This window comes from Vreelandella sp. H-I2 (assembly GCF_052959335.1).
In genome coordinates this window covers 498,084-508,721 of record NZ_JBRAMC010000003.1, presented here as the reverse complement: position 1 = coordinate 508,721, position 10,638 = coordinate 498,084, and the positions used below count along the sequence as shown (strand labels likewise).

Annotated in this window: 10 protein-coding genes and 1 pseudogene; 7 read left to right on the top strand and 4 right to left on the bottom strand. The window is 52.5% G+C overall.

What is annotated here, in order from left to right:
• Positions 1-30 precede the first annotated feature (30 nt).
• Genes ACUVOF_RS10345 through ACUVOF_RS10330 form a run of 4 tightly spaced genes read left to right on the top strand, consistent with a single transcriptional unit; the run spans position 31 to position 3,078 of the window.
• A complete protein-coding gene (locus ACUVOF_RS10345; RefSeq protein WP_447044270.1) occupies positions 31-1,104 on the top strand; it encodes a phage major capsid protein in 1,074 nt (357 codons plus the stop codon).
• A 3-nt stretch (positions 1,105-1,107) separates the two neighbouring features.
• Positions 1,108-1,422: a hypothetical protein gene (locus ACUVOF_RS10340; protein ID WP_447044269.1), complete on the top strand. Its 315-nt coding sequence runs from the start codon at positions 1,108-1,110 to the stop codon at positions 1,420-1,422.
• Entirely contained in the window at positions 1,406-2,758 is a 1,353-nt protein-coding gene (locus ACUVOF_RS10335) for a phage portal protein (protein WP_447044268.1), read from the top strand. The genes ACUVOF_RS10340 and ACUVOF_RS10335 overlap by 17 nt, the downstream gene beginning before the upstream one ends.
• A complete protein-coding gene (locus ACUVOF_RS10330; RefSeq protein ID WP_447044267.1) occupies positions 2,758-3,078 on the top strand; it encodes an HNH endonuclease in 321 nt (106 codons plus the stop codon). The genes ACUVOF_RS10335 and ACUVOF_RS10330 overlap by 1 nt, the downstream gene beginning before the upstream one ends.
• 1,438 nt (positions 3,079-4,516) lie before the next feature.
• Here ACUVOF_RS10330 and ACUVOF_RS10325 read toward each other — a convergent pair.
• Both ACUVOF_RS10325 and ACUVOF_RS10320 read right to left on the bottom strand, forming a co-directional pair.
• Positions 4,517-4,762: a hypothetical protein gene (locus ACUVOF_RS10325; protein ID WP_447044266.1), complete on the bottom strand. Its 246-nt coding sequence runs from the start codon at positions 4,760-4,762 to the stop codon at positions 4,517-4,519.
• 361 nt (positions 4,763-5,123) lie between these two features.
• Positions 5,124-6,077 (bottom strand): GlxA family transcriptional regulator, encoded by a 954-nt coding sequence (locus ACUVOF_RS10320; RefSeq protein ID WP_447044265.1) that lies wholly within the window; start codon positions 6,075-6,077, stop codon positions 5,124-5,126.
• Positions 6,078-6,225: 148 nt separating this feature from the next.
• Here ACUVOF_RS10320 and ACUVOF_RS10315 point away from each other — a divergent pair, with 148 nt between their 5' ends.
• The 3 genes and pseudogenes from ACUVOF_RS10315 (at position 6,226) to ACUVOF_RS10305 (ending at position 8,743) form a co-directional block, all read left to right on the top strand.
• Positions 6,226-7,104, top strand: a complete 879-nt coding sequence (locus tag ACUVOF_RS10315) for an MBL fold metallo-hydrolase (RefSeq protein ID WP_447044264.1) — start codon at positions 6,226-6,228, stop codon at positions 7,102-7,104.
• Positions 7,105-7,232: 128 nt separating this feature from the next.
• Positions 7,233-7,777, top strand: a pseudogene (locus ACUVOF_RS10310) (cysteine hydrolase family protein).
• Between the two features lie 474 nt (positions 7,778-8,251).
• The gene (locus tag ACUVOF_RS10305) at positions 8,252-8,743 is read left to right on the top strand and encodes a hypothetical protein (RefSeq protein ID WP_447044263.1); all 492 of its coding nucleotides are present in this window, start codon (positions 8,252-8,254) and stop codon (positions 8,741-8,743) included.
• A 363-nt stretch (positions 8,744-9,106) separates the two neighbouring features.
• On the opposite strand, the gene ACUVOF_RS10300 is transcribed toward ACUVOF_RS10305, so the two are convergent.
• Together ACUVOF_RS10300 and ACUVOF_RS10295 are read right to left on the bottom strand one after the other, a co-directional pair.
• Positions 9,107-9,880 carry a DUF2182 domain-containing protein gene (locus ACUVOF_RS10300; RefSeq protein WP_447044262.1) on the bottom strand — a complete coding sequence of 258 codons (774 nt, stop codon included), beginning with the start codon at positions 9,878-9,880 and terminating at the stop codon, positions 9,107-9,109.
• Positions 9,881-9,894: 14 nt separating this feature from the next.
• A complete protein-coding gene (locus ACUVOF_RS10295; RefSeq protein WP_447044261.1) occupies positions 9,895-10,500 on the bottom strand; it encodes a DUF1326 domain-containing protein in 606 nt (201 codons plus the stop codon).
• Positions 10,501-10,638 lie beyond the last annotated feature (138 nt).

Genomic DNA, 10,638 nt, shown 5'->3' with positions numbered 1-10,638 from the left:
ATGAACTCACAAGTCACAGGCTATTCAAATATGGATCCGATTCAGCTCGCTCAACTCCACCGCGCCCGCACCTCCCTAGAAGCCGCTGCACGCCCGAACCGCGCCCGAGAATACTTAAAGGCCGTTCAATGCCTGGCTGTCTCTGGGAACCCAGCTAATGCTAAAAACCGTGCTAGCCACCTATATGGCCATGAAAGTAAGGCGGCATCCTTCCTCGCTCGTGGGCTTATCTCCACTGAATCCGTCGCCGACCCTGATGACGAGTTCACCCTGGCTCAACACGACTTCTTAGCCCTGGTGGCCGCACGTTCGTTAATCGGCAAGATCAACGCAGTGAGACCACTCCGCCGCACTCAGTTTTATCAGCCAACGCTTGTGCAGACCGCGCGCAGCAAGCCGTCATGGGTGGGCGAAGGTCAGCCAATTTTGGTCGCTGGTGGTGAGTTCGAACTTCAGAAGCTCGCCCCGGCCAAGATTGGCGTGCTCATTCCGATGACTCAGGAAGTCGCCGGCGGCCGCTTCGAAGATGGCTTCGAGCGCGACCTGACACGAGGCATCGCCATGCTCGAGGGCGAATCCTTCATCGACCCGGACAACGCTGGTAGCGATGAAGAGCCTGCCTCGATCACTCACGGTGCTACTACCGTCCCGTCTAGCGGCATCACTGCCGATGATGTGCGGGCCGATATTGCTGCCTTGTTTGAAGCCTACGCAGGCGACCTCGAATCCGCTGTTATCACCATGCACACTGAAACCGCCTTGAAGCTGGGCCTCATGCAAAGCCCGCTTGGCCAGGTCAATCTGACGGTCAATGGTGGCGACCTGTGGGGCGTGCCCGTCGTGACCAGCGATTCTGTACCTGCCGATTCCAGCGGCTCGAGCGTGGCGATCATGGACACCGACCAGATCCTGTTCGCCGATGAGGGTGTCGTGATCGATGCCAGCACCAATGCTGCCGTGAACGTCACATACGACGGTCAGCCAGGCGTTTGGAACGCGTTCGAGCAAAATCTGGTAATCCTGCGCGCTATCCGCCGGTTGAGTTGGAAGGCTGTCCGCCCTGGCAGCGTGGCCGTTTTAACCAACGTCGCCTGGGGAGCATGAGCCATGGAAAAGCACTATCAACAAGCAATGCGGTTCGCCGAGGAATGCGCGAATAGCTACGCGGAAACCGGCGACCCGGCTTTGGTTGTCACTGCCAAGCGTGAAAATGGCGTCGTGTATATCGTCGGTGAGCTGGTCGGAAACACTGCGCACGCAGCCTTAGATGACGACGGGAGTAGCGTCGAGCTAGTGCGGCAATACTTCGAGGTATATGCGAAAGCGGCCGTCACCATGGCTGACCTGATTGCGGTCGCCCATCGCTCGCGGTCTCAGCCGAAAATCCGAATTGTTGGGGGCGAGAATGAAGCTACTCGATAGCATCAAAAAGCACCTATCGCTTGTCCCGAATAGCGGCGGTGGGTGGCAGCCAATCCACGAACCCTTTGCCGGGGCATGGCAGCGGGGCGAGGAAGAGACACAAGGCACGATAACCGCTTATCCAATCGTGTTCGCCTGCATGAGCCGCATTGCTCAGGACGTTGGCAAACTCCCTTTCCAATTGAGGGCGCGGGACGAGGGCGGCTTATGGCGAGAGGTTCGAAATCCCGCTTACTCTCCATTCCTACGAAGCCCCAACAGCTACCAGACGCCTCAACAGTTTAGGGAGGCGTGGGTACTCAGTCGCCTGCAATGCGGTAACACATATGGCTTGAAGGAGCGGGATAACCGAGGAGTAGTGACGGCTATCCATCTCCTCGATCCGCGCCGGGTACAGGTCTTGGTCTCGAATAGCGGCGATATCTTCTATGAACTGGCGACCGACACTCTGAACGGCATAGAGGAAGCGGTAAGAGTGCCTGCCCGAGAGATCATTCACGACCGAGAGCCAACATGTCTGTTTCACTCGTTAGTCGGCGTTCCGCCTTTGGCAGCGGCCACCATTGCGGCTTCAAAGAACTCTAAGATCGACCGCAGCCAATCGGCGTTCTTCGGTAACTTTGCCCAGCCGGGCGGCATCCTGACCGCTCCGGCTGGCATGACGGATGATGATGCTAAGCGGCTGAAGAAGTATTGGGACGAAAATTTCAGCGGTAAGAATTCCGGCAAAATCAGCGTCATTGGTGCTGATATGAAATTTACCAGCCTGGCGTTCAATGCCGTCGACAGCCAGTTGGTCGAGCAGGTGCGATACAGCGATGAGCAAATCGCCCATGCTTTCGGCATACCGCTATGGAAGATTGGATTAGAGCAGCTCCCGGTCGGCGCTAACGTTGATGGCATGAACGCCAGTTACTTTGCCGAAGCTTTACAGGCTCGCATTGAGGCAATGGAAGCATGTCTTGGTGAAGGGCTAGGACTGCCCGATCAGTACCGCATCGAGATAGACACAACAGTCCTGCTGCGCCTGGATGAACAGCAGCAGACCGAGATCCTGCGCAACCTTGTAGGCTCCGGCATCCTCGCACCGAACGAGGCACGGCGTCGGCTCAACCTGCCGTCAGTGATTGGTGGCGACTCGCCGTTAATGCAGCAACAGAACTACAGCCTAGAAGCACTGGCACGGCGTGACCAAGGCCCTGACCCATTCGCCACCGGTACGGCTGAGGAGAGAGCGATGAGCCCTGGGCTACGACAGTTGAAGGCGATCCACGAGAGGGCAGTGAAGCGGCGCGTTCGATTCGATTGGACGACCGGTAACTGGATGGACGTGTGATGGCGCGACTGAAGACCGTGCAGCCTAGGGTTAGCGTGATGACACAAGCCACGCGCAAGCCCCACACAGTGGCTGACAGGCGCATTACGGGACGCGAGCTACAGCGCCGACGCTTCAGTATGTGGCAGGCCAGCCCGTATTGCGCTGATTGCGGGAAGGTCGTCGAGTATCCGCATGGTTTCCACCTAGATCACAAGACACCGCTCGAACATGGTGGCGCTGACAGCGAGGAGAACTGTCAGCTCCTCTGTGTGGTTATTGAGGATGGCAAAGATATAGGCTGCCATGCCCGCAAGACAGCAAAGGAGAGGTGTGACTAGCCCCATCGGGGGATGCCCTTATCGGCTTTTCGCTGCTTGCGAAAACCTCTCGCCATAATATTTGGAGATTTTTTCCCTTCACGAGTTAACAGTTAACTCATGGCGTTAACTGAACAGGCGGCGGTGAGAGTAACCCCACGCGCACGGGCGGGAGGGCCGTATGTCGAACGAACAAATCAAATGACCGCCCGCCAAACTCTCTTTTATTCGTAACTCACTTGAGAATGTTTTATGAGCAAGCCCTTCAAAGATTTAACTCCTAAAAAAGTTAATGATTGAGGGGTAGGCACTTTAATCCCCTGGCTAACGCTGGGCTTTGCGGTTTGAGATAGAGGAAGTGAAGAGGGATTCCTTGGTATTAAGGGCTCCTCCTGAGGCTAGCCTAAAGCGCGGGAGTTTGTCGGTTTGAAGCCGGAAAAGATGGGCAACCGCATCTTTTAAATGTGGGCCTGCGTCACTTTTGGCCGTGGTCAACCTGACCACCCCAGACGGTCAAATAGACCTTCCCGGCGATGCCCGAGCCATGTGCGTTTTGAAAACGCTAATGGGCTTGGAACCTAGCCGATTGTATCAGGCGCTAACAGAGTCATTTGAAGGCACTCTGTCTTGATGTGGGGAGGTTATTCGATCTAATCCCCTAATGCCGGAGTACCCGTCTTTTCCCCCAACTTTGGGGAAAAGGTGTCTCAGAGACAGAATTAAATAAAATTAAAGACCTGCATGGTCAAATTGACCGACTCGGCTGCGAGTCGTTTCAAGCTACTCACAAATCCCCCAATGCCGGGTATTAGGAAAGTGCTGAGGGACAATTCCTTGGTTCCAAGAATTGGCGGTGTTCGACACGCCAATTAAGTGGGTACTTATTGGGGGCATAATTGGGGGCATATTGTAATTGAAGATAAATGAATTCCGCTATTTACGGCGGTTCTAGGCGTCTTTTTGAGAGACTGTCCCTCCGCCACTAATCTCGAAAGCCCCTGATTCGTCAGGGGCTTTTTTGTTGCCTGAAAATTTTTGCCCCGCATTTTGACCCACACCTTGCAATTGGCTTTCTTCGAAACGACTGGTATGCCTATGGAGAGCTTTTCTATCCCTGCAGCGTCCATTGAGCATCCTTTCCCAAAGCTTTATCCGCATGACAGCCCTAAGCTGCTATTCCAAAGATGACACAGGCTACATACATCGCTATTGTTGTCTAAGAATTATGAATACTTGTTATAGACAGATGTCGACCCGAAGCTGACGGTCGGCTTGGCTTAGGTTCAGATTGAGCAAGCCGGCCTCTCACCCAACCGCTCTACCAACCTTACGAGATAACCATTGGCGATGAATTCGCGTTGGCCTACTTCTATTTTGTCAGCCCGATACCAGGTGTCTTTGCATTCTCGATAGAGTGGAAACCCAGCCTGATCAAGTTCTTGGATGATGGATGCGACAGCTACAACGTCAATCTGTAGGTTAATTCCTCTTCCAAACGGCTTAGACAGGGGGCAGTCAGCCATTGACCCGCTTCCGAATCAACCTGCTCAAGCATTACTTGAGCGCCATTCAAATCGAGATACGCGAATCCGTCTTCTAGGCGTTGATAAGCTAGTTCGAATCCCAGGCAGGAAACCCAAAAGTACAGGCTGTTAGCCAGGTCAGTGACCATTAACTCTGGAACCAGTTTGCTACGTTCGAACATAAGGTGACTTCCATTTCAACAGGCTCATTCGCTGGGAGCGGACTGGGTACAAAGCGGACTCGTGAAGTCAGACTCTGCACCTCTGGCACTTGTACCACAGCAGAAGGGTGGCGAGCATCATGATGCTCGGTCGGCGGAGGATTATCGAGTTGAGTTGAATATCCGCTCCTGGCCGAAAACAGCCTTCCAAGGCTCTCATGTGTCATTTCCAGAAAGTGACTACCTGAATGTTCTCAGTGGGCGCATTCACCTTTTGCCTTAGCCATACGCTTGCGCCAAAAACGCGATGTCCGATCGGTTGAACCGTCGAAACCATGAACGTAGTCAATGGCAGGGTAGGGCAACGCAGGCTTGATAAAATTCAGGCGTTATGGCCAAAGGTTTTGCGCCAGTCGCGTGGGTTGACTTGATGATGATGCCTAAAGTGTTGCCGGAAAGAGGTCGCTGTGTGAAATCCAACCCTCTCTGAAATCGCTTCCACCGACAAGGAGGTGGTTTCCAGCAGTTCGCGCCCACGTCGTAACCGCTCGTTAACTAACCACTCCACGACAGTCATGCCGGTCGCTTTTTGAAAGTGACGCGTGAAGGTACGTCTGCTCATGGCGGTACGCGTCGCTAGGTCATCAATGCTATACGAAGCGGCTAGGTTTTCTCTCAAATAGTCCAATAAGCGATTGATGTGGGCATCCTGGGTGGAGGTAGCCACCGGTTGTTCAATGAACTGCGCCTGACCACCCTCACGATGCGGCGCAACTACCATAACCCGGGCTACCTTGTTGGCAATTTGCGCGCCGTAATATTCGCGCACTAGGAACAAGCAACAATCCAGGCCAGCAGCAGTGCCTGCAGAGGTCACCAGCCGATCCTCTTCCACATAGAGCGCATTGGTATCCAATTTGACCTTGGGGAAGCGGCGACTGAAATCCTGCTCGGCCAGCCAGTGGGTCGACGCCCGCTTACCGTCGAGCAGCCCCGCGTAAGCCAAGGCGTAGGTGCCATAACAGAGCCCTACCACATGAGCACCCCGCTCATGACAGCGGATGAGCGCTTTAACTAAATCGGGCGGCGGGGCTTCGTTCAAGTCATGCCAGCCAGGCACCACCGCGATATCCACGTTGTCCAAGAGCTCTAAACCGCCATCGGGACGGATCGTCATGGCGTGCTCGGCCTCCAATGATTCTCCGCCTGGAGCCACAATGGATAGATCGAATAGTGGGCGATCGATCATCACCATGCCGAACAGCGTGTAGGGCACTGAGAAGTGGAAAGGGCTAATACGTGGGTGGAGGATCAGTCCGACGCGAGGTAGAGACAAGACTTGGCTCCTAGAGTTGTATTTACTCAATACTACTACGCTGGCCCAAAAGTTTCGATCATTGGCTTTCAGGCCAATGTTTCTATTGTTTGAACGCCACTACACTGCTCGTTATCAACCCACCCACATTTTGATAGGAAGAACGTAGATGTTATTTAAAACATTAGCCAGTTCTCTCGTCCTAGCCACAGGACTCATTGCCGGTAACGCCTTTGCGGACTCAAACACCCAGGCGTCAACGCATCAAGTGCAGCAGATTCGTAATGCAACGGTGAAAATCACCTATGGGGACACCACCTTTTTGGTTGATCCGATGCTGGCCGAGCAGGGCGCTCATCCTGGCTTCGAGAATACCTATCGTAGCGAGTTGCGTAATCCGCTTGTGGGGCTACCCATGCCCTTTGAGGAGATGATCGATGACGTCGACGCTGTCATCGTTACTCACACACACCTCGACCATTGGGACGATGCCGCCCAGGAGCTTCTGCCGAAGGACATTCCCCTGTTTGCACAGAATGCTGCCGATGCTGAGCTGATTTGCTCACAGGGTTTTAGCGATGTGCGTATTTTGGATGGTGATGCGGAATTTGGTGGAGTGAAAATGCATAAAACGGGCGGTCAGCACGGCTCGGATACTCTCTATGCTGTTCCCGAACTGGCAGAAGCCCTCGGTGACGTTATGGGTGTCGTCTTCGAAGTCCCTAACCAAAAAACCACGTATCTAGTGGGCGACACCATTTGGCGTGACGAGGTTGAGCAGGCACTGACGCAATACAGGCCCGAGGTGATTGTGATGAATGCCGGCGCCGCCGAGATGACTGCTTTTGAAGGTGACCCAATCATCATGGGTAAGGAAGATACGCTGCGTATGCATCAGGCAGCCCCTAATGCTGCAATCATCGCGGTGCATATGGGCGCCGTGAACCATATGACGCTAAGCCGTGACGAGCTGTCTGATTACGTGCAAGAAGTTGGGATCCAGGATCACGTCTCTATTCCCGCTGATGGCGAAGTCATCTCCTTTTAATGCCATGGATCGCCTGTGATGGCGGCCTGTTTCTTTTTATCAATGTCTAAACGCTGGCACGTTGGCTTATTGCCTTCATTTCCCAAGCATCAACGCACTGGCTACCATACTGAAAAAGGAATAACCCCATGAGTAATCGCGCCATTATCGTCGTCGATATCCAGAATGAGTATTTTTCCGGTGGCAAGCTTCCACTAGAGGGAATTGAAAAGGCAGCGGCGAATGCCGCCAAGGTCATTGAGCATGCGCGGTCGGCAAAAGATTTCGTTATCTATGTCCAGCATGAGTCTGCTGATCCAGAGATTCCTTTCTTCACCCCGGTACGTCAGAGGTCGACATCCAATCCATGGTCGCGCCGTTGGAGCAGGAAACAGTTCTAGTGAAGAATTTTCCTAACTCGTTTCGCGAGTCTGGCTTAAAAGAGAGCTTGGCCCAACAACACATTGAGGAGGTCGTCATTATTGGCGCCATGAGCCATATGTGCATCGATGCAACCAGTCGGGCGGCGTCGGACTTCGGCTACAAGACAATCATCATCCACGATGCCTGCGCCACGATGGATCTTGACTTCGAAGGCGTTACGGTGCCAGCGTCTCAGGTTCACGCAACGATAATGGCAGCTTTGGCATTCGCTTATGGCACGGTAACTACAACGGAGTACTATATCGGGTAATGGCATAGCCCTGTACGACGTGGCCACCTCATCGCCGCCTTCGAAGCACCACGATGGGAGGCTGCACTCGGGAACTGGTTCACTCCTGATGACTTCCCGCGTGAATCGACTTGAACCAGCTGAGCAAGAGGGAAGCAATCTCATTTTTGATCTTTGCGAAAGCGCTGACACAAAGATGGGATCCCAAAGTCAAAAATGCTAAATTAATTTAAATGAGAATTAACTGAAAGACCGCTCTTGGTCGGAAACGGAGGTTAGGTCTATGCTGATCAATGGTGGCTATAGTTCATGATTCTTATGGTCTTTCCGGGTGTTTCTTGTCTGTTTACCGATCTTAGGTTTTAAGACTTTAATAAATATTTATGGGTTATATTAATACATTAATTTTAGTAAAAAAGACAGGAAGTTGCGTATATTGGTCTTAGATCTGGATGAGGTTTAAAAATAATTTCCATCGAGCTTTAGGAGATTGCGATGAAATTATCGATTGCAAATATTTTCTTGATATTCATTGTCGTCTTGGCGCTTTGGGCTACCGTATCCTACGCGGCCTACTTTTATTTCCAAGATTGGGCTGTGCTTGGACAGTTTGGGAGTTTGTTTGGGGCTGTTAACGCTCTTTTTGCTGGCTTGGCATTTGCTGGGGTTGTGACGACTTTGTTGCTTCAAATGAAAGAGATTGATGCGACACGCAAAGAGGTATCTATAACAGCAGAGCTGCTGCACAAGCAAACAACGATCTTGGCATCCCAAGCACGTTTTCTTGAGCTACAAGAAGGTGTTCAATATAGGCAGTTGCAGACTTTAGGTAATCAGCTTCGTGCTGAAATACTCCAGTTTATGTGGCAAGCGGAGAAAAGTAAGTTAGAAGGTGTAGAAGACTCTAATCAAGAAAAAGTTATTCGCCAAAATATGAAGCTATACGAGGACAAACTTAATTCAATATTTTCATCGCCATTTGGCTAACGTTTTAGATTAATTGACTATAGATGTTATGTTCCTTAGATATCGAATCTGGGGTGGCGCATATAAAGTGTCGACTGAGTTTATAACAAGGTCAGGCACTACGACGGTTTTGCCTCTAATAAAAAGCCTCGCGTCCTGACAGCATTATATTACTTTCACCTAAAAGACCGCTTCTGGCCGATGGTCGCTGCTAGCGAGCCAAAGACGACATGTACGAAAAGACAGCATGCGCGTTCAAGTGGAATATTAAGCACGCTATCTAATACAGCATTAGGTAGCAGTCATTCTCGTTGGTGATCAATATCTTCGCTGTGGCTTGGTCATGGTCTATACCCCTGCATGGCCAACCTAGCAAGGCATCATTTAATCGACAGCAGACAGCAAAACGATGACGCCTGCACCGGCAAGCAGAAATCCGCTGATCCGACTAACCCGTTCTGCGTGTGGGAGTAGCTTCTCTGCCAGAAAATAAAGAGCTAGCCCCGCCATCCAAATCAGGCTCATGACGCCGCCAACAAACATCAGCAGCATCAAAGCCCAGCAACAGCCGGTACAGTAAGCACCGTGTCTGATCCCCATGATCAGCGCTCCAGTTTTACCTTCACGCCACTCGGTCATCAGAAAGCTCAGCGGCGAGCGGCACTTGCTCAGGCAGGCCTGTTTAAGGTCGCTGAATTGGAAAGCGCCTGCAGTCATCAGCAAGGCGCCCCCCAGTAGTGGGCTCACATGCCCCATGGATGAGCTCAGCAGGGCACCCTGCTGCAAAGCCCACTGTATAATGGCGGCAACCATCGCAAACGCTAGCCACACTACAAGGTAACCAGCTACGAATATCCAGATAGCAGAAAGTGTCCCACCTACGCGCCCGTGTTGCTGGTTGATCCGAAGGTAAGTGAGAATCATCGGGCCTGCGCTGGGCAGCATCATGGCCACCATCATCACGCTCCACATTAGGGTGGCCATCCCGAGTAATCTCAGGTCGGGATAGCTTGCTCTGTCCATGCTCTCGTTCATCGGCATCTGCATGTGTAGGCCGTGCATAATCAGGTAACCCCACGCCAATATTGCCAGCGTCATCAGCGCCAACCAGGTCAATAAGCGCTCTCGCGCATGAAGGGTGCTCAACGTCAGTTCCATCGCAATTACTCCCCTCATGGTCCGCTGTAAGCGAAGGGTGAATAAAAGGCGCTGCGTTCACTGAGATCAAGGTTGATGCCGTGAGAACGATGCAATAACGACTGCGATTTTGCGACTACCAGCGTCTCGCCTGGAGCTACCGCCAGCGGATGATTGTGGATGGTAACCTCGGCCCCATTCTGGCCCTCCACAGCGGTGATTTCGGTTTCGGCGGATTCGCCGAGTTTCAGGTGTCGACGCCCCTGTTCCACTACAAAATGGATCGGAAGGGACTCTATCGCGACAACCTCGCTGATGAACGATGCCAGTAACGCCGGGTGGCCCCCGACCTGGCCGCCGAATATGCTGCCGAGTGCTTCCTGTTGACGAACGTCTGCTCGTTGGTCGATATAAAGCACCACTTTCCAGTTACCTTCAGCCATGTGGCCGGGGGAGTGCAGGGCTATAGCTACATTCCTATCGCTGAGATCCACCTCTTCGAACAGGCCCTGGGTGATATGCCAGCCCACCAGCGCGGTACATTCGCCCTCGGTAGGATTGCCGAGGTAAATGCAGGGGCAGGCGCCTTTGCAATTACAGCTTTCAAGGTATTCGCCTCGTATGTACCATTGGTGACTCATGTCGAGCTCCTCCTAGCGTCGTTGGGGGGTATTCGTCTTCTGTTAGTTTCGGTATAGCGCTAAATGGCCTGCCAGGTGTGAGGAGCTGATGAGAATTACGTGAGAATTATTTCTGAAGGTCTAGTTGTGAGCGCAGTT

Bases quoted from the DNA above. Each gene is read 5' to 3' on its own strand.
- ACUVOF_RS10330 (WP_447044267.1), top strand. From the start codon at position 2,758: ATGGCGCGACTGAAGACCGTGCAGCCTAGGGTTAGCGTGATGACACAA.
- ACUVOF_RS10325 (WP_447044266.1), bottom strand. From the start codon at position 4,762: ATGTTCGAACGTAGCAAACTGGTTCCAGAGTTAATGGTCACTGACCTG.
- ACUVOF_RS10345 (WP_447044270.1), top strand. From the start codon at position 31: ATGGATCCGATTCAGCTCGCTCAACTCCACCGCGCCCGCACCTCCCTA.
- ACUVOF_RS10340 (WP_447044269.1), top strand. From the start codon at position 1,108: ATGGAAAAGCACTATCAACAAGCAATGCGGTTCGCCGAGGAATGCGCG.
- ACUVOF_RS10295 (WP_447044261.1), bottom strand. From the start codon at position 10,500: ATGAGTCACCAATGGTACATACGAGGCGAATACCTTGAAAGCTGTAAT.
- ACUVOF_RS10305 (WP_447044263.1), top strand. From the start codon at position 8,252: ATGAAATTATCGATTGCAAATATTTTCTTGATATTCATTGTCGTCTTG.
- ACUVOF_RS10335 (WP_447044268.1), top strand. From the start codon at position 1,406: ATGAAGCTACTCGATAGCATCAAAAAGCACCTATCGCTTGTCCCGAAT.
- ACUVOF_RS10315 (WP_447044264.1), top strand. From the start codon at position 6,226: ATGTTATTTAAAACATTAGCCAGTTCTCTCGTCCTAGCCACAGGACTC.
- ACUVOF_RS10300 (WP_447044262.1), bottom strand. From the start codon at position 9,880: ATGGAACTGACGTTGAGCACCCTTCATGCGCGAGAGCGCTTATTGACC.